Source organism: Herbaspirillum frisingense GSF30, from assembly GCF_000300975.2.
Classification (GTDB): Bacteria; Pseudomonadota; Gammaproteobacteria; order Burkholderiales; family Burkholderiaceae_D; genus Herbaspirillum; species Herbaspirillum frisingense.
Genome location: NZ_AEEC02000041.1, coordinates 1 through 23,754, shown reverse-complemented (window position 1 = coordinate 23,754; position 23,754 = coordinate 1). Strand labels below are relative to the sequence as shown.

The following is a 23,754-nucleotide window of genomic DNA, read 5'->3' as shown; positions in this document are numbered from 1 at the left end:
TCAACGATAAGAGAGAGACAACATGGCAGACAACCCGCAATGGAAATTCGAGACCGTATCGGTACACGGTGGCTACGACCCTGATCCGACCACGCGCGCCGTGGCCGTGCCGATCTACCAGACGGTGGCCTTCGCCTTCGACGATACCCAGCATGGCGCCGACCTGTTCGACCTGAAGGTCCAGGGCAATATCTATTCGCGCATCATGAACCCCACCCAGGACGTACTGGAAAAGCGCCTGGCGGCCCTGGAAGGCGGCATCGCCGCGCTGGCACTGGCCTCCGGCCAGGCGGCCGTGACCTATGCGATCCAGACCATCGCCGAGGCGGGCGACAACATCGTCTCGGCCTCCACCCTCTACGGCGGCACCTACAACCTGTTCGCCCATACCCTGCCACAGTTCGGCATCACCACGCGCTTTGCCGATCCACGCCAGCCAGCCTCGTTCGAACCCCTGATCGACGACCGTACCAAGGCCATCTTCATCGAATCCATCGGCAATCCGCTGGGCAACATCACCGACATCGCGGCCGTGGCCGCCATTGCGCATCGGCATGGCGTCCCGCTGATCGTGGATAACACGGTGGCCACACCCTATCTGCTGCGTCCCTTCGAACACGGCGCCGACATCGTGGTGCACTCCCTGACCAAATACCTGGGCGGCCACGGCACCACGCTGGGCGGTGCCATCGTGGATTCCGGCAAGTTCCCCTGGGCGCAGCACAAGGAACGCTTCAAACGGCTCAACGAGCCCGATGTCAGCTATCACGGCGTGGTCTATACCGAAGCACTGGGCGAGGCCGCCTACATCGGTCGCGCACGCGTGGTGCCGCTGCGCAATACCGGAGCGGCGCTGTCGCCGTTCAATGCCTTCCAGATCCTGCAAGGCATCGAGACCCTGGCCCTGCGCCTGGACCGCATCACCGCCAACACCCTGGCCGTGGCGCAATACCTGAAACGCCATCCCAAGGTGCGCTGGGTCAACTATGCCGGGCTGGAAGGCCATCCCAATCATCAACTGGCGCAGAAATACTTCAAGGGTCGCGCTTCGGGCGTGCTGACCTTTGGCGTGGCCAACGGTCGCGAAGGTGGCGCACGCTTCCAGGATGCGCTGCAGCTCTTCACGCGGCTGGTCAACATCGGCGACGCCAAGTCGCTGGCCACGCATCCGGCGTCCACCACACACCGCCAGCTGTCGCCGGAGGAACTGGACAAGGCCGGCGTAACCGTGGATACGGTGCGCCTGTCCATCGGCATCGAGCATATCGATGACCTGCTGGCCGATCTGGAACAGGCTTTGCAGTCGGCCTGACCGGGCATTCATCTCCACCAAAAAAAGTGGCTCCGCAATGCGGAGCCACTGTCACGTTGCGACGGGAAAATCAGGCGGCCTGCTTTTGCTGCTTTTGCTGCTTTTGCTGTTTCTCCAGTTTCTGGCGCACGCGTTCTGCCACCAGTTCGCGGGTGCGCGGGATCAGTTCGCGACCGTAGTCGAGGGCATCTTCCAGCGGATCGAAGCCGCGGATCAGGAAGGTCGTCACGCCCAGGTCGTAGTAATCCAGCAGCGCCTCGGCCACCTGCTCGGGCGTACCGACCAGGGCCGTGGAGTTGTAGCGGGCACCGGTTTCGCGGGCAATGGCGGTCCACAGGCGACGATCCACCCGGTCACCCTTTTCTGCGGCGGCCAGCAGGCGGCGTGCGCCCACGCTTTCCTGGGGCCCGGTCTGGGCCGGATGACGACTGCCATTGCCGGAGCGCAGGCGGCGTGTCTCGGCCAGGATACGTTCTGCACGCTCCCAGGCGGCGTCTTCGGTGGCCGCCAGGATGGGACGGAAGGAAACCGAGAAACTGATCTCCCTCCCATGCCGAGCCGCTTCGGTTCGCACACGCCCGGTCAGCTCGCGCACCTGGTCCAGTGACTCGCCCCACAAGGCATAGATGTCGGCATGCCGACCCGCCACCGGAATGGCGGCCTCGGAGGCGCCACCGAAGAAGATCGGGATATGCGGCTGCTGCACCGGCTTGACCTCGGAAAAGGCTTGCTCGACGCGATAGAACTCGCCGTGATGGTCGAAGGGCTCGCCGGCAGTCCACACCTTGCGCAGGACTTCCAGGTATTCATCGGTACGGGCATAACGCCGGTCGTGATCGAGGAAGTCACCGTCACGTCGCTGCTCGACGTCGGAACCGCCGGAGATGATGTGCACGCCCAGCCGCCCACCGCTGAACTGGTCCAGCGTGGCCAACTGGCGGGCCGCCAGCGTGGGCGCCACGAACCCGGGCCGGTGTGCCAGCATCAGCTTGATGTGTCGCGTGGCGGCAGCCACCTGGACGATGGTCAGGATGGCGTCCGGCCCGTTGGAGTGATACGGCACCAGCACCCGGTCGAAACCGGCCTCTTCGTGGGCGCGCGCGAAACGCTGCAGGTAATCGATATCGATGGCGGGTCCCACCGGAGCATGAATCTCCGAATTCTTGTTGGTGGTGACCATGCCGATGAAGTTGACGCTCATGCTTCTCTCCTGGAAATGAATCAGACCTTGACGATGTAATCGCTCACCTGCACCTTCTGCGGCAGGATCTTGCGTGCGGCCAACCAATCGGCCGCTCCCTGGAAGGTGGCGATGAACTTCGCGTCATCGGCGCCATGGAATTCCCAGCGCCGCGCCAGCTTGATGAGCGAATCGCGTACCGCGTCCGAATAACCGGCATCCTTCTGCACCAGAATCTCGGCCTCGCGCGGATTCCTGCTGATCCACTCGCCCTCGGCGCGATAGGCGGCATTGACGGCGCGCACGATGTCGGCGTTTTCCTGCGCGAACTTGCGATGGGTGACGTAGGAGTTGAAGTCGATCAGGAAATCCAGATCGCGGCCTTCGAAGAAGACGTCATGCGCCTTGTATTCGACCCGCGCAATGTCCACGCCCGGGCTCCACATCGACCAGGCATCGACCTTGCCCTGGGAAAAGGCCGGACCGGCGTCCGGCGGATTGAGATAGACGAACTGCACCTTGTCGCGGGCGATGCCGTGCTTTTCCAGCGCCGCCACCAGCAGGAACTCGCCCAGGCCCGAGCGGTTCACTGCCACGGTCTTGCCGACCAGATCGCTGACCTTGGTGATGCCCGAACCATCCTTGGCGATAATGGCAGTGCTGCGTGGCTCGACCACGGCAAACTGGGTGAATACCAGCGGCGAGCCGGCGATCATGGCCGCCAGCGCCGGCGTGGTGCTGCCGCCGAAACCAAAGTCGGCGCTACCGCCGGTGACCGCCTGCAGCGAAGGCGCATGATTGGGGAAAGGACCCACCCATTGCACCTTGATGCCATCGCGGGCCAGGGTCTTTTCGAATTCGCCACGGGTGCGGGCGATGCCGGGCAGACCGCCCTTGCCCCAGGCCAGGCGCACGGTATCGGTATTGCGAGAGGAACCGGCGGCCAGCGCCACGGCGGGTGCACCGACAGCACCCAGGGCGGCGGCGCCTGCGGCCGCCTGCAACAGAAGACGACGATGGCGATGATGGAGATGGGCGGACTTGGCGTCTTGGGTCATGAGCATTCAGTGATGGTGAAGGGAAATCAGATCGGCATTAGATCGCTATTAATGCAGCGCATCGGCAGCCGCCACGCCCAGCTCGGCCAGCAATTGCGTGCGCAGGGCCTCGGCCGCCGGGTGGGCGCGATGGTGGGCGGCTTCCGGCGCGACGCGGTGATCGCTGGCAATGGCACCATCGCGCATGACCAGAATGCGGTCGGCCAGGACGATGGCTTCATCGACATCGTGCGTGACCAGCAGTACGCCGGGTCGATGGCGCGCCAGCAGTTGGCGCACCAGGGCATGCATGCGGATGCGGGTCAGGGCGTCCAGGGCGGCAAAGGGTTCATCCAGCAGCAGCAGACGAGGCTCGCGCACCAGGGCGCGTGCCAGCGCCACGCGCTGGGCCTGGCCGCCGGAGAGATTGCGGGGCCAATCCTCACTGCGGCCACCCAGGCCGACTTCTTCCAGCGCCGCCTGTGCGAGCGGCTTGCCGCTCTTGTCATCGAGCCCCAGGGAAACGTTGCGCCACAAGGGGTCCCACGGGATCAGGCGCGGTTCCTGGAACACTACGGCCGGTTGCGCCGGACCGTCGATGCGGCCGCCATCGATGGCGTCTAGCCCCGCCAGGGCGCGCAGCAGGGTGGTCTTGCCGCAACCGCTCTCGCCCAGCAGGGCCACGAACTCACCGCGATGGATGCGCAGGTTCAAGCCCTGGATGACGGTGCGCTGGCCGTAGCGGCGCTTGAGACCGGCGACCTGCACGGCAATCTCATCGACGCCGGCCGGATGCATGGTATGGGTGGTGGTGCTCATCATTTCCCCTTGGCGGCGTAGTTGGGATGCCAGGCAAGCAACCGGCGCTCCAGCAGGCGGGCGATGGCATCCGAGACCACACCGATGCCGGCATAGATGACGATGGTCAGCACGATCACGTCGGTCTGCAGGAATTCACGCGCATCCATGGCCAGTGAGCCGACGCCGGTATTGGCGGCAATGGTTTCGGCGATCACCAGTGCCAGCCAGGCCACTGCCAGCGCATAGCGCACCCCGGCCAGGATCGAGGGCAAGGCACCGGGCAGCACGATGCGACGGATCAGGGTCCAGTTGGAGAGCCCGGTCACGCGGCCCAGTTCGAGCAGCTTGGGATCGACCTGGCGGATGCCCAGCACGGTATTGATATAGATCGGGAACAGTACGCCCAGCGACACCAGGAACACCTTGCCGCCCTCGCCCACACCGAACCACACGATCACCAGCGGCAACGCCGCCAGGAAGGGGACGGCGCGCACCATCTGCACGCTACGGTCGAACAGGGCTTCGGCCAGCCGCGAGAAGCCGACCAGGGTGCCCAGCACGAAGCCGAGGCTGCCACCGATGACGAAGCCGGCGGCAGCCCGCAGAAGACTGGCACCGAGGTCGGAGAGCAGGCGGCCCTGACCGATCAGGTTCCAGGCGGTCTGCAATACCTTGCTGGGCGCCGGCAGCACTTGCGGCGAGAGTACGCCGGCACGGGCGAAGGCTTCCCAGAGCAGCAGCAGGAGCAGCGGTGCGGCCCAGGAGAGCAGGAACAGGCTGCGGTTGCCGAGTTCTTGCAAGGGACGCAGTCGCCTCGATCGGCGCACGGGGGAGGACTCGGCAGCTGCCGGCAGGGGGAAATGATTCACCGCTTCGGACATGGGGATTTCCTTCTCTGACGTTTCAGGATGCGCAACCAGAGTGGCGCAGGAAGGAAATGCTAATCAGCTTCGCGGTGAGCGAATACGAATGATTTTATGCTTGGATAGTTGGTAAACGGATTTGGACTTCATCGCGCAGTTTCAGCGGAGCTCGTCTTCGCCCACCCCCGGTACGCCACGCCGGATCAGCTTGCTGTAGTCGTCCCCCGGGCCGCTTTGCAATGCCCGTCCGGTGATGCGGCCGGCCTCGCGCAGTTGCTCGAAGCGGTAGCCGGGCGTCATTACCCCGTGGTCGAACACGTACCCGGCGAAATAACCGGAGAGCAGCAGGCGATAGTCCAGCGGCAACGTGGGAGAAAGACGGCGCGCCAACTCGAAGACGATGGTGGTGCAGTTGCTGGTGAGGGTGTTGTAGAAGCGCGGTGTGGCGCGCACCTGCGCGGCGCGTTCCAGGTATCCGAGGAAGACCTTGCGCAACTGGTCGGGGCGCAGTTGCAGGCGATACAGGTAGACGTCCTCGCCACGGGCGTTGGTGCGGGTACGGACGATGTCGCGCTCGTCGGCGGCGACGATGACGGTCTCGAACTTGCGGAAGAAGCCGCCCAGGGCCGAAAAGGATTCGCCGCGTTCGCGCCGGATCTCGAGCGAAAATACCAGGCGCCGGCCATCGGCAAACCCGAAGGAAACCAGGGTGTGCGCAATCGCCGGCCCCATCCAGTAGGACAGCAGCAGGTCGGCCGAGACCAGTTGCGACAGATCGTAGTCACGCGACTCCCAGCGCACGTCGTAATCGGTCTCGCTGCGCCATTCGAAGTTGCGTACATTGTCCAGTCTGACGCGGTCACCCGTGACCTGCGAGACCAGCATGCAGGCCACATCGTCGGCCCAGACCCGATCATGGGAAGCACGGATACCATGCCACCAGCACAGCAACACCACCAGTGCCAGCACGAAGGCCAGCGGCCCCCAGGGCGATGTGTCCCCTGCCCCGGCCAATGCTCCCAGGCTTGCCAGGGTGGCCAGCGCTGGCAGACTCCAGGTCGCCATCACCAGCAGACGCGCCCAGCGTGGTCCAGGGCACTGGTACCAGAGCGCAAAACCACCCCAGGCCGCCAGCCCCAGCACCAGGCAGGCCAGCACGATCAGCAATACGATAAAAAGAAGGCTCATTGACGTCACGCACGCTTGTTATTGGTCTGGCGTCGGGGTCCCTCCCCCTCGCTCCCGGGCATTGTAGCCGTCCCGCGTGCATATGTTTATGCGGATATATTCGTGGCTGCCGCCGGGGTGGCCGGCACAGAATCGTCGGGTTTCCCATCATCAGGAATGCCTCCATGGCGCGCGACCGGTCGGTCTTGCTTGCGTATGGCCTGAGCCTGTGCACGTGCCACGAGTCGTTCCCCTCCCCGGAGCCCCCCATGAGCCAGCCCCCACGGCAATTGCATCTGAACGTCAATATCCTGCATTCCGGCTTCATCCCGTCGGCGTGGCGCCTGCCGCACGCCGATCCGCTGGCCTTCATCGATGCCGCGCATTACGTCAAGGTGGCGCGCATCGCCGAGGCGGCCAAATTCGATGCGGTGTTCCTGGCCGACAATGCGGCCATCATCGAGCAGATCGATTTCCGTCCCATCACGGCGCTGGAGCCTACCGTGCTGCTGGCCGCGGTGGCGGCCGCGACCACCCATATCGGCGTCATCGGTACGGCCTCCACCAGCTACAACGAGCCCTACAACATCGCACGCCGCTTCGCGACGCTGGATCATGTCAGCGGCGGCCGCGCCGGCTGGAATATCGTCACCACCGCCGATGTCGCATCGGCCCGCAATTTCGGTCTGGAGAAGGTTCCCGACCATGCAGCGCGTTATGCGCGTGCAGACGAATTCACCCAGGTCGTGAAGTCGCTATGGAACAGCTGGGAAGACGAGGCGCTGGTGGCCGACAAGGTCAGCGGTCGTTTCATCGATGACAGGCGGGTGCATCCCATCGCCCATCGCGGCAGCCACTTCAAGGTGCACGGCCCGCTGAACCTGCCGCGCACGCCGCAGGGCCAGCCGGTACTGGTACAGGCCGGCGGATCGGGGGATGGCCAGGAGCTGGCCGCACGTCACGCGGAGGCGGTCTTCTCGGCCGCCCATACCGTGGAAGCATCGCTGGCCTACAGCCGCGCCATCAATGCCCGCGCCGCACAACTCGGACGCGGCCCCCATGCGGTCAAGATCCTGCCGGGGCTGGCCACCATCATCGGGGCCACCGAAGCCGAGGCACTGCGCCGACGCGACGAACTGATCGACAACATTCCCTGGAGCTATAGCCTGAAGCGCCTGGCCGGCATCCTCGGGGTGCCGGTGGATAGCCTGGACCTGGATCGCCCCCTGCCGGACAAGCTGGCCCTGCCCGGTGGCGGCAATGGCAACCACACCTTCTTCCATGCCACGCTGTCGCTGGTGAAGGGGCGGCCACACACGGTGCGCGATGTCATCCGTGCCCTGTGCGGTGGCGGCGGTCACCGGGTACTGGTCGGCACGCCCGAGCAGACTGCCGATGACATCGAACGGTGGTTCAAGGCCGGCGCCGCCGACGGTTTCAACCTGATGCCCGATGCCCTGCCGGATGGCCTGCAGCACTTCGTCGATGGTGTGGTGCCGCTGCTGCAACAACGCGGACTGTTCCGTCGCGACTACGAGGGCAAGACCCTGCGTTCCCATTTCGGACTCGTACATCCTGGCAGCACCGGTGGCCAGGCCAGGGCGGCCTGAGCCTCCGGATCAAGCACAATAGACCAAAGGCTCGCCCCGGAACGACCGGGAGCGGGCCTTTTGCTTGATGGTAGCGGGGTGGCAACGGGCCGGACAATACGTCGATCAGTTCTTGCCCAATTTGAGGTTCTTGTCGTCCTGGTCCTTGCTGCTGAAATAATCCGGCAGGGTGAAGCCGTCATAGAAGCGGTCGCTGCGGATGGCCTTCTGGAAATAGTCGGAACGGTAGGCCTGGGCGATATCGCGGGCATAGGTCTCGTCCTGGCGGGTCTTCCTGACGGCCACCACGTTGATGTAGGGCGGCTTCATGTCTTCCAGGATGAAGGCCTCGGACAGCTTGAGTTTGGCGAAGATGGCGAAGTTGCCCTGGACGGCGGCGAAATCGGCGTCATCCAGCGCGCGTGGGCCCTGGGCATTCTCCAGCAGCACCAGTTTCAGGCCGACCTTGTTTTCCACCACGTCCAGTTCGGTGACGTCGACCGGCTTGTTCTCGCGGATGCGGATCCAGCCCAGCCTTTGCAGTATCCACAGGGCGCGCTGCAGATTGACCGGGTCGTTGGGTACGGCGACGGTGAAGCCCTTCTTCAGGTTGTTCAGGTCCTTGTGCTTGCGCGAATACAGGCCCATGGGGGGCGTAGGCACCTGCACGATGCCCACCAGGTCGGTCTTGTTGCGCTCATTGTAGGAAGCCAGAAATACCGAGTGCTGCATCACGTTGGCATCGATGTCGCCCTTGAAGACGGCGCTGTTGGCTTCCAGCCCTGTGGAAAACTCATAGTAGCGGATCTTGTAGCCCTTCTTCTGTAGCTCGGGTTGCACGCCCAGCTTGAATTCGTCGATGTAGGGGCCGGGGACGAAGCCGATCTTCAGTTCGCGTTCGGGCGTGGCAGGGGGCGCGGCGTGGGCGCCGGCAATCACGGCAGCGCCGATGAGCAGCAGGCCGGCAAGTTGCTTGAGCATGATGGACTTCCTTCAGTGGATCGCGGAAATACCCGCCGCCAACTTGCATCACATTGGCGTGGAAATATGGCGGGTGGCGTATGTGGATGATTTCCTTGGGAGGTGAAACCGACCAAGGATTATGTGGCCGCGAACCGGTCCGAATGAACGAAGGAAAACGGATAAGAATATACAGAGCCAGTGTCCTGGCCGGAACTCATGTCGTCATCAGTTGCGAGATGTGTTCAAGGGCCCGTGTACCTGCAGCGCCTTGCTGGTGCGGATCGCCGCGATCATGTTGCGCACTGCCGGCGCGCGTTCGTGACGACGGAATACGGCTGCCACCTCGGAAACGATAGCGCTGCCCGCCAGCGGCCGATAGCAGACATTGGGCAGTTGCACCACCGAGGTCAATACCCCCGGCACCACCGCCACGCCCGCGCCCACCGATACCTCGGCCAGCACCGCCAGCAGGCCACCTGGACGACTCATGCTGCGCGGCTCGAAACCGCCGCGGCGCCAGACCTCGCGACTGCCCAGCTCCTGCTCGGGCAGGATGAAGGATTCTCCGGCCAGGGCCCGTGAACGCACGGCAGCGCCCGCGCTCGCCAGTGCATGATCAGCAGGCAGGGCCAGGCAGAAGCGGTCGCGCAGCAGGACTTGCGACTGCAGGGTGCCGCCCAGCGGCACCGGCATGCGCAGGAAGGCGATGTCGACCTTGCCCTCCTCCAGCGCGTCGGAAAGTTGCGCCATCGGCCACTCGCGGGCATGTACCGTGGCTTGCGGCCACTGACGACGGAAGGCGCTGATCTGCTGCTGCAGGATGCCGCCGAATACCGCCGATCCCACATAGCCGATTTCGACCCGACCCAGCTCGCCGCGCCCGGCGCGGCGACCCACGTCGATGGCCTGGTCGAAGCGTGCCAGTACCGCGCGCGCCTGCTCGACGAAATCACGACCGGCCGAAGTCAGCGATACGGAGCGCTTGGTGCGGGCGAACAACTGGACCTGCAGTTGGCGTTCCAGCTCCTGGATCTGCACCGACAGCGTGGGTGGCGCAATGCCCAGCAGTTCGGCAGCACGGGCGAAGTGTAGTTCTTCGGCGACGGTCAGGAAGTAACGCAGGTGTCGTAGGTCCACGGTCTTGCTCCGGTATGAAGGATGGCGGCGATGTCTTGAATTAGTTTAAAACTAATTAAGTCGCGGTTGATGATTATTGAAGTGAATTATAGAGACTGGTTCAATGAACCCCTCCCCTCTCGCATTTCAGAAAAGGAATTCCATGATCATCAAGACCCGACTTCTCGCCCTGGCCCTCTCCAGCCTGTTGGCTGCCAATGTAGCGGCTGCCGCCACCCTGCCGACCCAGCCGGTGCTGACGCTGGCCGCTGCGCAACAGGTGCTGCAGGCTGCCCAGGCCAAGGCGCAGGCGGAAAACTGGCCCTGCGTGATCTCGGTAGTGGATGCCGCCGGTCTGCCCGTGGCGCTGGTGCGCATGGACAATGCGGCCGTACCGGCCGGGGTCGAGATCGCGCCGGGCAAGGCGCGTACTGCAGCACTGTTTCGCCGTCCCAGCGGCGCGCTGGAAGATGCGATCAACGGCAACCGCCCGGCGGCCGCCACGGCACGCGGCTTTGTCCTGATGCGCGGTGGCCTGCCGCTGGTGGCCGACGGTCAGGTGGTGGGAGCCATCGGCGTGTCGGCCGACACCCCGCAGCATGATGAAGACATCGCCAAGGCCGGCGTGGCGGCGTTGAAGTAAGCGCCTCTCGCCCTCTCGCCCGCGCCGCCATGCGTTCGCCCTTCTCCTCCACCGCTGGCCGCATCCTGCTGACCGGTTCGCTGGGATGTGCCATGACGGTACTGGACACCAACGTGGTCGGGATCATCCTGCCCACGGTGGCGCGTGAGCTGCAGGCGTCCTTCAGCGAGGTGGAATGGGTGGTCAGCAGCTATGTGCTGTGCTTTGCCGCGCTGCTGCTGCCGGCCGGTGCCCTGGCGGACCGCTATGGCCGCAAGCGCGTGCTGCGGGGCGGGCTGGCGCTGTTCGCGCTGGCCTCGCTGCTTTGTGCGTTGGCTCCCACGGCACAGGCCCTGTATGCGGCCCGCGCGCTGCAGGGGGTGGGTGCAGCCTTTTTGCTGGCGCCTTCGCTGGCGGTGATCGGCCATGCCTTCCATGACGAGAGCGAGCGCGCTCGCGCCTGGGCGGTGTGGGGCGTCATCATGGGCCTGACCATGGTGCTGGCGCCGTTGATCGGCGCCGTCATCAATACCCTGCTGGGCTGGCGCTGGGCGTTCGGGATCAACCTGCCGGTCTGCCTGTTGCTGGGCATGGCGGTGGGACGGCAGGTACCGGAGTCACGCAATCCGCTGCCGCGTCCGCTGGATCCGCTGGGCATCCTGTCTTTCTCCAGCGCGGTCTTCCTCCTGACCTGGGCCCTGATCACGGGTCCGGAGCAGGGGTGGACCAGCGTTGTTTGCGTCGCCCGCGGTCTGGGCGGCGCATTTTTATTCCTGCTCTTCATCGCCTGGGAGCGCCGCTGCGCCCATCCGATGCTGGAGCTGTCACTGTTCCGCCATGCCGGTTTCGTGGCGGCAGTGGCGGCCATGTTCGCCTATGCGGCCTCGGCCCAGGTGATGGCGTCGCTGCTGCCGCTGTTCCTGCAAAACGCACGCGGCCTGAACGCGCTGCAGACCGGCCTGGGCATGCTGCCCTTCGCGCTGGCGATGCTGCTGTTACCGCAGCTGGGTCGACGACTGGGTCACTACCTGTCCTCGGCGCAGGTGCTGGCGCTGGGACTGGGCGTGACGGCGCTGGGCAACCTGCTGATGATGTGGGCGGCCGGATCGGGATCGCAGATGCTAGTGATCCTCGGCATGGCAGTGCTGGGCAGTGGCGGTGGCCTGCTCAATGGCGAAACGCAAAAGGCCATCATGGGCAATGTGCCACGCGAGCGCGCGGGCATGGCCTCGGGCATTAGTACCACCTCGCGTTTCACGGGTGTGCTGGCCGGCTTTGCGGGCCTGGGTGCAGTACTGGCCGAGGCAGCGCGTGGCCGCATGCTGACGGGGATGGCGGGCATGCAAGAGGCGCCCGGACACGCGGCCCAGTTCGTGGCGCGGGCGATGGCCGGCGACATGGTGCAGGCAGCGCAGGGCTATGGCGAACGGCAGGCGGCGGTGCTGGCCTTGGCGCGAAATGCCTATGCCCAGGGCTTTGCGCATGCCTTTGCTGCGGCCGCGCTGCTGGCGCTGATGGCAGCGGCCATCGTACTGTGGTCGATCAGGAAAGCGGCTGTGACAGCAGTCGTGCCGCCAGACGCGGCAACACCGACTCGGCATCCTCCTGCAGCTTGAAGGCCAGCAGTTCGTCGGCACGGGTACGACCGCGATTGATGGCCGCCACCGGCTTGCCTGCGGCGGCCGCCATGCGCGCAAAGCGAAAACCCGACAACACCATCAGCGAAGAACCCACCACCAGCATGGCATCGCAGTCACGGGCGAGTGCTTCGGCCTGGGCGCTGCGCGCAGCCGGCACGCCATCGCCGAAGAACACCACGTCCGGTTGCAGCATGCCGCCACAGGCAGTACAGGCGGGAACGTGGAAGGCGGCGTCGGCATCGGGCTCCAGCTGGGCATCGCCATCGGGCAGGACTTCTGCCTGCAGCTGGGCAAAGGCGGGGTTGCTGCGTTCCAACTGCGCCTGGATCTCGGCACGACCATAGGGCGTGCCACAGGCCAGACAGCGCACCGCATGGATGCTGCCGTGCAGTTCCAGCACATCGCGGCTGCCGGCCTGCTGATGCAGGCCATCGACGTTCTGGGTCAGGATTGCGCCCAGGTGGCCGGCTGCCTGCAACTGCGCCAGTGCCTGGTGGGCCGCATTGGGCAGGGCCTGGGCCAGGCGCGGCCAGCCGAGCATGCTGCGTGCCCAGTAGCGCTTGCGGGCGGCTTCGGACTGGCGGAATTCGCTGCCCTGGATGGGTAGGCGGCCACGTCGCACGCCTGCGTCATCGCGATAATCAGGAATGCCGGAGGCAGTGCTGATACCGGCGCCGGTCAGTACCAATACCTTGCGATGGGAGAGCAGCAACTGCGCCAGCGCCGACAAGGTATCGGCGTGGAGCGATGGTGCGGCTCGAGGTTCGCAGCGGGGGGCGACGGCAGCAGTGGCGGTCGCGGTGACGGTAACGGTGGGCGCCCCGTCCTCGGGCAGGCTCAGACTCTGGCTCATGGAAAACTCGCTGGACAATGACAACCGGCAGCGTACGCGAAATCGGTCCGGCGCGTCGGCCGCCGGGGTATTTCCAATTCCCGATCAGGCGCGGCGTGGCACCTCATGGGGCGGCACCGCCTGCGCCAGCTCACCCAGGGCGCTCAGCAGCGCCGGTCGGCCGAACAGATAGCCCTGCCCTTCCTGGCAGCCCTCCTGCTCAAGGATGGCGCGCTGGGCTTCGGTTTCCACGCCTTCGGCCAGCACCGCCACATTCAGGCTGTGGCCCAGTGCCAGGATGGCACGCACGAAGGCCTTGGCCTGCTGGCTGGTTTCCAGCTCGCTGATGAAACTGCGGTCCAGCTTGATCTTGTCGAAGGGGAAGGAACGCAGCGTCTCCAGCGAGGAATAACCGCTGCCGAAATCGTCCATGGCAATGGTCACGCCCATGGCCTTGAGCTGCTGCAGCAGGTAGAGGGCGCGTTCGCGGTCGGCGATGATGGCGGTTTCGGTGACTTCCAGTTCCAGCCGCTGCGCTGGCAGGCCGGTGGCGGCCAGCACCGAGCGTACCTTTTCCACCAGGCCGGCATTGGACAATTGCAGGGCCGACAGGTTGACGGCGATGCGCGGCTGCAGATTCCATTGCGCCGCCTCGCGACAGGCGTGCTCCAGCACCCAGTCGCCAATGGCGCCGATGGCGCCGCACTCTTCGGCCACCGGGATGAAGATGGCCGGCGGGATCAGTCCCTGTACCGGATGCTGCCAGCGCAGGAGGACTTCGTAGCCGGTGATCTCGTCGCAGCTGACGGCGCGCTGTATCTGGTAGTTCAGGAAGAACTCTCCGCGTTCCAGGGCCGTCCAGATATCGCGTGCCATGGCGCGACGGGCGCGCGAAGCCTCGTCCATGCTGGCTTCGTAGAAGCAGATCTTTTCATCCATGCTCTTCTTGGCGCGATACATGGCGAGATCGGCATTGTTGAGCAATTGTCCGCGGTCACCCGCGTCGCCGGGAAACATCGCCACCCCCAGGCTGGCGCCGGGGACGATGTCGGTCTGCGCCAGGTGCAGCATGGTGGTCAGGGCGCGCTGCAGACGGCTGATGAAGTCGGCCAGATGGCGCTGCTGACGGAATACCTTGAAGGCGACGAATTCGTCACCGCCGAAGCGCGCCACGGTCTCGCCCTCGCCCACGGTGTTCTTGAGACGCTTCCCCAGTTCGGAGAGCAGCTGGTCGCCCACGCCATGACCGAAGGCATCGTTGATTTCCTTGAAGCCATCCAGGTCGATGCTGACCACGGCCACTTGTTGCTGGCCGGCATGCAGGGTGGACATGGCTTCGTCCAGGCGTTCCAGGAAATGGACACGGTTGGGCAGGCCGGTCATGGCATCGTGCCGGGCCATGAAGAGGATTTTTTCGTTGGTTTCCAGTTGCTCGGTGCGGTCGCGGGTGATCTTGGCGAACCCCAGCAGGCGTCCATTTTCCTGGTAGATCGGATCGATCACCACGTGCGCCCAGAAACGTGAACCATCCTTGCGCACGCGCCAGCCCTCGTCCTCGAACTTGCCCTCGCGCAGGGCCAGGGCCAGGTTGGTGGCGGGCAGGCCAGCGAGACGATCAGGCTCTTCATAGAAGACCGAATAATGCTGGCCGATGATTTCTTCAGCGGTATAGCCCTTGAAGCGCTGGGCGCCGGCATTCCAGCTGGCGACCACACCATCCGGACGCAGCATGTAGATGGCGTAGTCCTTGATCCGCTGCACCAGCAGCCGATAGGCGTTTTCCGAACCGAATTCGATCAAGTCACTCTGCTGGCTCATCGCCCTTGCCCCCACTCCCCGATTTGCATGCCGTCCTGCCGGATAACCCTCATGGGCCACGGGCGGCGCGCTGTTCAAGCCGTCATTGTACGCTGGCCCACCGTCAGTACCGTGGCGTTGGCGCTACGCACGCTGGCGGGCGTCAAGCCGGAAGGTCGAGACCAGGCTGGCCAGGGTGGCCGCCTGCTCCATCATCGAATTGGCGGCGGCAGCGGCCTCCTCGACCAGCGCCGAGTTCTGCTGCGTGGCCTCGTCCATGTGGGTGATGGCCAGGTTGACCTGGGTGATGCCGTGACTCTGCTCCTGACTGGCGTGCGAAATCTCGGCGACGACATCGGTCACCCGCCTCACGCTGTTGACCACGTTTTCCATCGTCACGCCCGCCTGCTGGACCAGGTTGCTGCCCTGGCCGATCTGCCCCACCGAGTCATTGATGAGTTCGGTGATTTCCTTGGCAGCGGTGGCGCTGCGTTGCGCCAGGTTGCGCACCTCCGACGCCACGACTGCGAAGCCGCGGCCCTGTTCACCGGCCCGGGCCGCTTCCACTGCCGCATTCAAGGCCAGGATATTGGTCTGGAACGCGATACCGTCAATGACGCTGATGATGTCGACGATCTTGCGCGAGGAGGCATTGATGCCTTCCATGGTACTCACCACCTGGCCCACGGCGACGCCGCCCTGGCTGGCCACTTCCGAGGCCGATACCGCAAGCTGGCTTGCCTGCCTGGCGTTGTCGGCGTTCTGTTTTACGGTGGACATCAGTTCTTCCATGGCGGAGGCGGTCTGCTCCAGGGCACCGGCCTGTTGCTCCGTGCGGGAAGACAGGTCCAGGTTACCGGTGGCAATCTCGGAGGAAGCCTGTTCGATGGTCTGGGTGCCTTCACGCACCTTGCCGACAATGGCGACCAGACTGTCTCGCATCTTCTTGATGGCCAGCAGCAGACTGGCGTTATCGCCGGGCCGCGTCACCACTTCAGAGGTCAGGTCACCGGCAGCGATCTGCTGGGCGATGTCGGCAGCATAGGCGGGTTCACCGCCAAGTTGCTTGAGCAGGCTGCGGGTGATCAGTACGGCCACGATGATCGAGATGAACGTCACCAGCAAGGTGAGCGCGGCGACCACCATGGAACCGTGGGTCGCCATTTCCAGCGTGGAGTGATGCGCGCGGTCGTTTTCGGCGTCCACTTCCGCAATGACCTTGTTGATGTCCTGCACGATCTGGCGCCGCAGGGGGCTGCATTCATTGACCAGGAAGTCACGGAACTCCTCGTTCTTCCCGCTTTCGCGATAGATGCGCGGACGCTTGAGTTCCTCGGCCATCTGCAGCAGCCCGGTCCGCACCTTGTCGAAACTATTGTTGCCGGCCATTTCCGGTTCGAGTTCGGCCAATGCCTTGAGATAGATATTCTTCTGTTCATCGACGATGGCCAGTTCCTTGGCGGCATCGGCGTCGCTACGGAATACATAGGCATTGCGCGCCGCAAGGCCGGTCTGGTCCAGCGCCTCGCGCACCAGATAGAGCGGCACCAGGTGTCGGTCCTGGACGGCATCTGCGGCCTTGATGGAGGTCGTCAGTGACTGGATGCTGACCAGTGCAACGGCAGCCAGGATCATCGTCAGCACCAGCAGGACGGCAAACCCCAGTGATAACTTGGTGCCGATTTTCATATTCTTGAACACACTCATTGTTCCCCCTCGGATGTGATTGTTGGACATCGACCAATCCAGAGTGAATCAATCCATGCAGTGACTCACTATAGACAAAGGCGGGGTCGGGGGATCTAGGGCATTTCCCGATACGGATGAACTCCAGGACGGCGGGCAACAAAAAGGCGCCGGTGTTGCCACTGGCGCCTCTCCGATATCAGGTTCCGGTCTGACACGACCCTATCGATGTTCCGGTTGCTTTACTTGTTGTTTTTTCAATCTGCTGTGTCCTCCCGGCCAAGCATTCAGAGCTTTTCAGTCTCCCCGCTCTTGGGCTGCCACTTCATGAGCCGCTTCTCGATCACGCCCACGGCCAGGTCCAGCACCAGCGCGAAGACGGTCAGCACGACGATGCCGGCAAAGACGGTGTTGATGTCGAAGGTCCCTTCGGCTTGCAGGATCAGGTAACCGACGCCGCGCGCCGAGCCCAGGTACTCACCCACCACCGCGCCGACGAAGGCCAGACCGATGGAGGTGTGCAGGCTGGAGAACACCCACGAGGTGGCCGAGGGCAGGTAGACCGTACGCAGCAGCTGGCGCGCGTTGGCGCCCAGCATGCGGGCATTGGCCAACACCACCGGGCTGACTTCCTTGACGCCCTGGTAGACGTTGAAGAAGACAATGAAGAACACCAGCGTGACCGCCAGGGCCACCTTGGACCAGATGCCCAGGCCGAACCACATGGCGAAGATCGGGGCCAGGATCACGCGGGGCATGGAATTGGCGGCCTTCACGTAGGGATCGAGAATGGCCGAGGCGGTCGGCGACAGCGCCAGCCACAGGCCGATGCCCAGGCCGAAGACGGTGCCGATGACGAAGGCCAACACGGTCTCGGTCAGCGTGATGAGCAGGTGTGAATAGATTTCGGCGGGGAAAGTGAGTGTGAAGAAGGTGGTATCGCCTAGGCCCACTTCCAGCGAGCCGCTGCCCACCGTGAACCACTCCCAGATGCGCTGGGCCACCTTCAGCGGTTCACCGAAGAAGAAGGCGGTCTGCGGATTGCGGGTGGCCACATGCCACACCAGCAGGACGATGGCCAATACCATCAGTTGCCAGAAGCGGATGTTCTTGTGATTCGGTTTCAGTAATTTCCACATGGTGCTGATTCTCTTCCCTGATCTTTTCCGGTACGGCTTACGCTGCGCGCTTCTGTTGTTGATAGCCCTTGAGCACTTCGTCGCGCAGCACGTCCCAGATCTGCTGGTGCAGTTCGACGAAGCGGGGATGCATGCGGATTTCGGCGACATCGCGCGGGCGCGGCAGGTCGATCCTGAATTCGCCGATGGGGTGGGTGCCAGGGCCCGCGGCCAGCACGATCACGCGGTCGGACATGGCGATGGCTTCGTCGAGGTCGTGGGTGATGAAGAGCACGGCCTTCTTCTTGGCGTTCCACAGGTCCAGCACCTCGTTTTCCATCAGCTGGCGGGTCTGGATATCGAGAGCCGAGAAGGGTTCATCCATGAGGATGATGTCGGGGTCCAGGATCAGGGTCTGCGCCAGGGCCACACGCTTGCGCATGCCGCCGGAGAGCTGGTGCGGGTAACGGTCGCCGAAGCCTTGCAGACCCACGCGGGCCAGCCATTGCTCGCCCAGTTCGGCAGCCGCCTTCTCGTCCTGGCCGCGATACTGCAGGCCGGCGATCACGTTCTGCAGCGCGCTGCGCCAGGGCATCAGCGCCTCGGCCTGGAACATGTAACCGGCGCGGCGATTGATGCCGGTGAGCTCTTCGCCGAATACCTTGACGCTGCCCGAGGAGGGTTGCAGCAGGCCGGCACCGACGTTGAGCAGGGTGGACTTGCCACAGCCGGTGGGGCCGACCACGGACACGAATTCGCCCGGTGCGATGGACAGGTCGGTATTGGCCACGGCGGTGTAGCGCTGGGAACGATCGTCCTTGGAGACGAAGGTGCAGGTGATGTTGTCGAACTGGAGGGCTGGCGTCATGGCGTCTGGGCTTCAGGGATTCAGGACTTCACTGCATTACGGGCCGGCACGGCCGCGCTGGATGATACACAGGCAAGCGCCCCGCTCAGATGCGCAAATGCCCGTTGCCGGGCATTTGCTGTGCATTCGCATCGGGTGGGAGCACCTGCATGCTGGTCTTGCTTCTTACTTGTACTTGGCGTTGGCCTTCTGCACGAAGGAATTGGTGAAGGTCTTGGAGAGGTCGATCTGCTTGTCGGCCAGCGAGGGCTCGAAGGCCTTGAGCGTGCGCAGGGCGGTATCGGGGCCACCTGGCGGGAAGTATCCATCCGGCGAAATGGCCTGGCGCACCTTCATGAAGGCATCGATGTAGAGCGAACGGTCGCCCAGCAGGTAGCTCTCCGGCACGGCCTTGATGATGTCCGAGGGGCCGGCCTTCTGGATCCACTTCAGCGCGCGCACCATGGCGTTGGTCAGGGCTTGCGTGGTGTTGGGATACTTCTGGACGAAGGCCGCCGGAGCGTACAGGGTGGCGGCCGGCATCGGGCCACCGAAGACGTCGTTGGTGTCCTTCAGGGTGCGGGTGTCGGCGATGGTCTTGATCTCGTTGTGCTGTTCCAGCATGGAGATCACCGGGTCCAGGTTGGCGATGGCATCGATCTGGCCCGAGCGGATGGCCGAGATCGCACCGGCCGATGCACCCACGCCGATGAAGGAGACGTCGGTGGGCTTCAGGCCGGCCTTGGCAAGCACATAGCTGGCCATAATGCTGGTGGATGAACCGGGTGCGGTCACGCCGATCTTCTTGCCCTTGAGGTCGGCCACGCTCTTGTAGTTGGGCATGGTCTTGTTGTTGGCGGCCAGCACGATCTGCGGCGCACGGCCTTGCAGCACGAAGGCGACGATGGCCTGGCCCTTGGCCTGCATGTTGATGGTGTGCTCGTAGGCGCCCGAGACCACGTCGGCGCTGCCGCCCACCATCGCCTGCAAGGCCTTGGCACCGCCGGCGAAGTCGGAAATCTCGACCTGCAGGCCTTCATCCTTGAAATAACCGAGCTGTTCGGCCACCGTCAGCGGGAGGTAATAGAATAGGTTCTTGCCACCGACGGCGATGGACACCTTGGGCTTCTCCAGTGCCTGCGCACCGGCACTGCCGTTGAAGGAAAAGTAGCCGGCCAGGAACAGGCCCGCGGCGATCAGCAATTGCTTCCAGCTCAATTTCATTATGTCTCCTCCGTGTGTGGATGGGGGTGCTGCGTTTTTGCTGCTTTATTGTCTGCAGCCTGTGCAGTGTTGGTCCGCAATCCCGTGCAGATTACGCTACCGTTGCGTGCCGCTCAGACCACGCCGTGGTCGCGCAGCATCTTGATGTGGGCCTCATCATACCCCAGCGATTGCAGGATTTCATCGCTATGGGCGCCCAGCTCGGGACCGAGCCACTTGGTCTGGCCGGGTGTCTCGGACATCTTGGGCGTGATGCCGGGCAGCTTGACCGGCGTGCCGTCGGCAAACTGGTGCTGCTCGAACATGTCACGCGCCAGGAACTGGGCGTCGCTCATCATGTCCTTGACCGAGTAGATCTTGCCGACCGGGACGTCGGCCTCCTGCAGCGTGGTCAGGGCATTGTCGATGGTCTGCGTGCTGCACCACTGCTGGATGGCCGCGTCGATCTCGGCGGTACGCGGGACACGTCCGTCGTTGCGTGCCAGACCGGGGTCGCTGGCCATGTCGTCGCGACCGATGGCAGTCATCAGGCGCTTGAAGATGGCGTCGCCATTGCCGGCGATGACGATGTTCATGCCGTCGCCCGTGGTGTAGGTGTTGGAGGGCACGATGCCGGGCAGCGCACCTCCGGTGCGCTCGCGGACCACGCCGGCAAAGTCGAACTCGGGGACCATCGATTCCATCATGTTGAAGACGGCCTCATACAAGGCCACATCCACCATCTGCCCCTGGCCGGCGACGCAGTCGTCACCCTGCTTGCCGTTCCAGCGGCCGCCTGTGACGTCGCGGTGACGCAGCGCCATCATGGCGCCGATGACGCCGTGCAGGGCGGCGATGGAGTCGCCGATGGAAATGCCGATGCGTACCGGTGGACGGTCCGGGTGGCCGGAAACGTAGCGGATACCGCCCATCGATTCGCCGATGGCGCCGAAGCCCGGCAGGTCGCGCAAGGGGCCGGTCTGGCCGTAGCCAGACAGGCGCACCATGATGGTGGCTGGGTTGATCTGCCTGAGGTCTTCATAGCCGAGCTTCCACTTTTCCAGCACGCCGGGACGGTAGTTCTCGATGATGACATCAGCCTCCAGGGCGAGCTTGCGGGCGATTTCCTGGGCCCGGTCGTCCTTCATGTTGAGGGTGATGCTCTTCTTGTTGCGGGCCTGGACCGACCACCACAGCGAGGTGCCATCCTTGAGCACGCGCCATTGGCGCAGCGGGTCGCCGTTGCCGGGGGCTTCGACCTTGATCACATCGGCGCCGAATTCGGCCAGCATGCGCGAGCAGAACGGGCCTGCAATCAGCGTACCGAGTTCCAGTACCTTGATGCCGGCCAGCGGGCCGGGCTTGGATTTGCCTGTGCTCATCGTGCTTGCACCGGATGGCTGACGCGCTACGGCGCGGCCGATCCGGTGATCTCCTCCTGATCGTGATGCCGGACCTGGCTCTTGTCGGGTAGTGGCCAGTGTCCTGAAATGCGTGGGTTGGTGTGCAGTCCGGTGCGCAGGGTTGCTGCGCTGTCGCCTGCGGCAGCCTCCGGGGGTACCGGCCGGCTGGCAGTCGTCATTCTATTGCAGCATGGACTGGATGTCGCGCATTTTGACCTTCATCGTCGACCTCATGCCTGCAAGTTTTTCATCTGAAAACCTGCCCGGCCTCACGTCGTGCGGCGGTCCAGCATGGCGCGGGCGATGGTGCCGGCATCCACGTATTCCAGCTCGCCGCCGACCGGGACACCCCGTGCCAGGCGGCTGACCTTGAGGCCACGGGCCTTGAGGGTCTCGCTGATGTAGTGGGCGGTGGCTTCGCCTTCGTTGGTGAAGTTGGTGGCCAGCACCACTTCGGTGACCACGCCATCGGTGGCGCGGGTGATCAGCTTTTCGAGATGGATGTCACGCGGGCCGATGCCGTCCAGCGGCGAGAGGCGCCCCATGAGGACGAAATACAGGCCCTTGAAGGTCAGCGTCTGCTCGATCATGACCTGGTCGGAGGGCGACTCCACCACGCAGAGCTGGGTATGGTCGCGCTGGCTGTCCTGGCAGGTCTCGCAGATGACCTGCTCGGTGAAGGTGTTGCACAACGCGCAATGACGGATGGTATCGAGCGCCTGCGCCAGCGACTTGCTGAGCTCGGCAGCGGCGTCGCGATCATGCTGCAGCAGGTGGTAGGCCATGCGCTGCGCGGTCTTGGGCCCGATGCCGGGGAGCCGGCGCAGCGATTCGGTGAGGACGGTGAGACTGGAGGGCGTTTTCAATTGCGGTCTACGGAATAGCGGAAGGCTTCCAGCGCCTCGGCGGTCATCGAAGGCACGAATTCAATGATCTCGTATTCGGCCACGCCCCCGATGAAGAAGGGATCGGATTCCATGATGGCTTCGATCTCGGCGCGATCGGCGCAATCGGCAATGATGATGCCGCCGGTGCGCGGGACCTTGCGGCCCGACATCAGGAACACGCCGTCGGCATATTGCTGGTTCAGGAATTTCTTGTGCGCGGTCAGCAGGGAGTCGATGTCGCCTGCCGGCTTGGTGTACGTGATCGAGACGATGAACATGGTGCATCCCCTAAACAATCGTGCATTCCGTCAACATCATGGATGTCTTGCTTTACCGCAGCGATCGTGGCGGCCCGGCATGCGTGCGCGGGCCGCACCGACCTCAGAACGGCATCTTGAAGCCCGGGGGCATCGGCATGCCGGCCGTGACGCCGGACATCTTTTCCTGGGCGGTGGCTTCAGCCTTGCGCACGGCGTCGTTGAAGGCGGCGGCGACCAGGTCTTCCAGCATGTCCTTGTCGTCAGCCAGCAGCGACGGATCGATGGAGACGCGCTTGACGTCGTTCTTACAGGTCATCACGACCTTCACCAGGCCGGCACCGGACTGGCCTTCCACCTCGATATTGGCCAGTTGTTCCTGGGCCTTCTTCATGTTGTCCTGCATGGCCTGTGCTTGCTTCATCAGACCTGCGAGTTGACCTTTCATCATGCTCATGCTCCTTGTTTCAATTTCAGGGGATTCTATCGCGTTTGCGGAAGCGCCCGGCAATCCGGTCGGTCCTTCCGTTCCTGCTTCACAACGCCTGGATCGACCCCGGCACGATGGTGGCGCCGAATTCGCGCATCATGGTCATCACGAAGGGGTCGCTGGTCATCTTCTGTTCAGCCTTGCGCTGGCGCTCGGCGCGTTCGGCTTCGGCCACCGCGTTGGCCGTGTCGGCGACGGCGCCGAGTTCGGTTTCCACGCGGATTTCCTTGCCGAAGCGTTCTGACAGGGCGGCCACCAGTTTTTCCACGCTGCCCGAGGAACGCAGGGTGTCGAGGGGGATGCGCAGGTGGAAGCAGACATTGCCACCATTGAGCGCTTCGCAGCGCACCAGTTCACTCTGGAACGCCATCTGATGGGCCACACCGCGCAGTGCCAGGCTGGCGGCCAGGCTGGGCCAATGGCCGTCCCAGCCCAGTTCAGCGGCGATGCGGGCGGTTTCCTGTTGCTGTGCGGGTGTGGCGGCCGGACGCTGGGGTGCGACGGGCGCGGCCGGTGCAGCCGGTGCGACGGCGACAGCGGGCTCAGTTTTTTTTTCAGCCGCGAAGCCAGCGGGTGGCATCGTGTCGACGCGTGCATCCTCTTCCCAGGGCGGGATGGCGTCGAAGGGCGGCGGTTCGGGCATGTCCGGCATGTCCGACGCCAGCGGCGCGGCGGCACGCGGAGCCGAAGCAGCCGGGGCGGCAGCGGTGGATACCACCTGCGCGGCGCCCCCAGCAGGCGCCGACGCTGGTGTCGGCGCAGGTGTTGGACGAGCAGCAGGAGCCTTGCCGTTCTTGCCGACGCGGGCTGCCATCAGCGCTGCCTCGCGGGCCGATGCCGGGGCTGCAGGGGCAGCACGCGTAGCAGGTGCGGCTGAAGCTGTTGCAGGTGCTGCGGATGCGCTTGCTGCGGCCGGTGCATTCAGCGCAGTCGGCACGGTCGGC

General features: G+C 64.3%; 22 protein-coding genes. 4 read left to right on the top strand and 18 right to left on the bottom strand.

Annotated elements, in window-relative coordinates; all coding sequences use genetic code 11:
* The first annotated feature begins 22 nt into the window (after positions 1–22).
* Entirely contained in the window at positions 23–1,312 is a 1,290-nt protein-coding gene (locus HFRIS_RS21120) for an O-acetylhomoserine aminocarboxypropyltransferase/cysteine synthase family protein (RefSeq protein ID WP_006465035.1), read from the top strand.
* Positions 1,313–1,382: 70 nt separating this feature from the next.
* On the opposite strand, the gene HFRIS_RS21115 is transcribed toward HFRIS_RS21120, so the two are convergent.
* The 5 genes from HFRIS_RS21115 to HFRIS_RS21095 all read right to left on the bottom strand — a co-directional run bounded on the left by HFRIS_RS21115 (position 1,383) and on the right by HFRIS_RS21095 (position 6,381).
* Positions 1,383–2,513, bottom strand: a complete 1,131-nt coding sequence (locus HFRIS_RS21115) for an LLM class flavin-dependent oxidoreductase (RefSeq protein ID WP_006465034.1) — start codon at positions 2,511–2,513, stop codon at positions 1,383–1,385.
* A gap of 20 nt (positions 2,514–2,533) precedes the next feature.
* On the bottom strand, positions 2,534–3,550 hold the full coding sequence (locus HFRIS_RS21110; protein WP_006465033.1) for an NrtA/SsuA/CpmA family ABC transporter substrate-binding protein: 1,017 nt from the start codon (positions 3,548–3,550) through the stop codon (positions 2,534–2,536).
* 48 nt (positions 3,551–3,598) lie between these two features.
* Positions 3,599–4,348: an ABC transporter ATP-binding protein gene (locus tag HFRIS_RS21105; RefSeq protein WP_006465032.1), complete on the bottom strand. Its 750-nt coding sequence runs from the start codon at positions 4,346–4,348 to the stop codon at positions 3,599–3,601.
* The gene (locus tag HFRIS_RS21100) at positions 4,348–5,211 is read right to left on the bottom strand and encodes an ABC transporter permease subunit (RefSeq protein ID WP_006465031.1); all 864 of its coding nucleotides are present in this window, start codon (positions 5,209–5,211) and stop codon (positions 4,348–4,350) included. Before HFRIS_RS21100 ends, HFRIS_RS21105 begins: the two co-directional genes overlap by 1 nt.
* A 141-nt stretch (positions 5,212–5,352) precedes the next feature.
* Complete coding sequence (locus HFRIS_RS21095; protein WP_039876779.1) at positions 5,353–6,381, bottom strand: Lnb N-terminal periplasmic domain-containing protein; 1,029 nt, start codon at positions 6,379–6,381, stop codon at positions 5,353–5,355.
* 248 nt (positions 6,382–6,629) lie between these two features.
* On the opposite strand from HFRIS_RS21095, the gene HFRIS_RS21090 reads away from it, so the two are divergent.
* Positions 6,630–7,970, top strand: a complete 1,341-nt coding sequence (locus HFRIS_RS21090; RefSeq protein ID WP_006465029.1) for an LLM class flavin-dependent oxidoreductase — start codon at positions 6,630–6,632, stop codon at positions 7,968–7,970.
* 105 nt (positions 7,971–8,075) lie between these two features.
* Here HFRIS_RS21090 and HFRIS_RS21085 read toward each other — a convergent pair whose 3' ends face one another.
* Entirely contained in the window at positions 8,076–8,930 is an 855-nt protein-coding gene (locus HFRIS_RS21085) for a MetQ/NlpA family ABC transporter substrate-binding protein (RefSeq protein ID WP_006465028.1), read from the bottom strand.
* A 207-nt stretch (positions 8,931–9,137) separates the two neighbouring features.
* Entirely contained in the window at positions 9,138–10,049 is a 912-nt protein-coding gene (locus HFRIS_RS21080; protein WP_006465027.1) for a LysR substrate-binding domain-containing protein, read from the bottom strand.
* Positions 10,050–10,191: 142 nt separating this feature from the next.
* Here HFRIS_RS21080 and HFRIS_RS21075 point away from each other — a divergent pair, with 142 nt between their 5' ends.
* A complete protein-coding gene (locus HFRIS_RS21075; RefSeq protein WP_006465026.1) occupies positions 10,192–10,671 on the top strand; it encodes a GlcG/HbpS family heme-binding protein in 480 nt (159 codons plus the stop codon).
* 29 nt (positions 10,672–10,700) lie between these two features.
* Positions 10,701–12,266 carry an MFS transporter gene (locus HFRIS_RS21070; protein WP_006465025.1) on the top strand — a complete coding sequence of 522 codons (1,566 nt, stop codon included), beginning with the start codon at positions 10,701–10,703 and terminating at the stop codon, positions 12,264–12,266.
* Here HFRIS_RS21070 and HFRIS_RS21065 read toward each other — a convergent pair.
* The 11 genes from HFRIS_RS21065 to HFRIS_RS21015 form a co-directional block, all read right to left on the bottom strand.
* Positions 12,193–13,143 (bottom strand): NAD-dependent protein deacetylase, encoded by a 951-nt coding sequence (locus tag HFRIS_RS21065; protein ID WP_081626895.1) that lies wholly within the window; start codon positions 13,141–13,143, stop codon positions 12,193–12,195. The two genes, HFRIS_RS21070 and HFRIS_RS21065, sit on opposite strands and share 74 nt — an antisense overlap.
* A gap of 84 nt (positions 13,144–13,227) precedes the next feature.
* Positions 13,228–14,940, bottom strand: a complete 1,713-nt coding sequence (locus tag HFRIS_RS21060) for a putative bifunctional diguanylate cyclase/phosphodiesterase (protein ID WP_006465023.1) — start codon at positions 14,938–14,940, stop codon at positions 13,228–13,230.
* Positions 14,941–15,063: 123 nt separating this feature from the next.
* Positions 15,064–16,626 (bottom strand): methyl-accepting chemotaxis protein, encoded by a 1,563-nt coding sequence (locus tag HFRIS_RS21055; protein WP_039876772.1) that lies wholly within the window; start codon positions 16,624–16,626, stop codon positions 15,064–15,066.
* 266 nt (positions 16,627–16,892) lie between these two features.
* A complete protein-coding gene (locus HFRIS_RS21050) occupies positions 16,893–17,744 on the bottom strand; it encodes an ABC transporter permease (RefSeq protein WP_006465021.1) in 852 nt (283 codons plus the stop codon).
* A 37-nt stretch (positions 17,745–17,781) separates the two neighbouring features.
* Positions 17,782–18,591 carry an ABC transporter ATP-binding protein gene (locus tag HFRIS_RS21045; protein ID WP_006465020.1) on the bottom strand — a complete coding sequence of 270 codons (810 nt, stop codon included), beginning with the start codon at positions 18,589–18,591 and terminating at the stop codon, positions 17,782–17,784.
* 165 nt (positions 18,592–18,756) lie between these two features.
* Positions 18,757–19,794: an ABC transporter substrate-binding protein gene (locus HFRIS_RS21040; RefSeq protein ID WP_006465019.1), complete on the bottom strand. Its 1,038-nt coding sequence runs from the start codon at positions 19,792–19,794 to the stop codon at positions 18,757–18,759.
* A 113-nt stretch (positions 19,795–19,907) separates the two neighbouring features.
* Positions 19,908–21,155 carry a CaiB/BaiF CoA transferase family protein gene (locus HFRIS_RS21035; protein ID WP_006465017.1) on the bottom strand — a complete coding sequence of 416 codons (1,248 nt, stop codon included), beginning with the start codon at positions 21,153–21,155 and terminating at the stop codon, positions 19,908–19,910.
* Positions 21,156–21,445: 290 nt separating this feature from the next.
* Positions 21,446–22,042, bottom strand: coding sequence for a recombination mediator RecR (gene recR, locus HFRIS_RS21030; protein ID WP_006465016.1), 597 nt, complete (start codon positions 22,040–22,042; stop codon positions 21,446–21,448).
* A complete protein-coding gene (locus HFRIS_RS21025; protein WP_006465015.1) occupies positions 22,039–22,341 on the bottom strand; it encodes a YciI family protein in 303 nt (100 codons plus the stop codon). The genes recR and HFRIS_RS21025 overlap by 4 nt, the downstream gene beginning before the upstream one ends.
* A 103-nt stretch (positions 22,342–22,444) precedes the next feature.
* A complete protein-coding gene (locus HFRIS_RS21020) occupies positions 22,445–22,771 on the bottom strand; it encodes a YbaB/EbfC family nucleoid-associated protein (protein ID WP_006465014.1) in 327 nt (108 codons plus the stop codon).
* 85 nt (positions 22,772–22,856) lie between these two features.
* A complete protein-coding gene (locus HFRIS_RS21015; RefSeq protein WP_244436325.1) occupies positions 22,857–23,624 on the bottom strand; it encodes a DNA polymerase III subunit gamma/tau C-terminal domain-containing protein in 768 nt (255 codons plus the stop codon).
* Between the last annotated feature and the right edge of the window lie 130 nt (positions 23,625–23,754).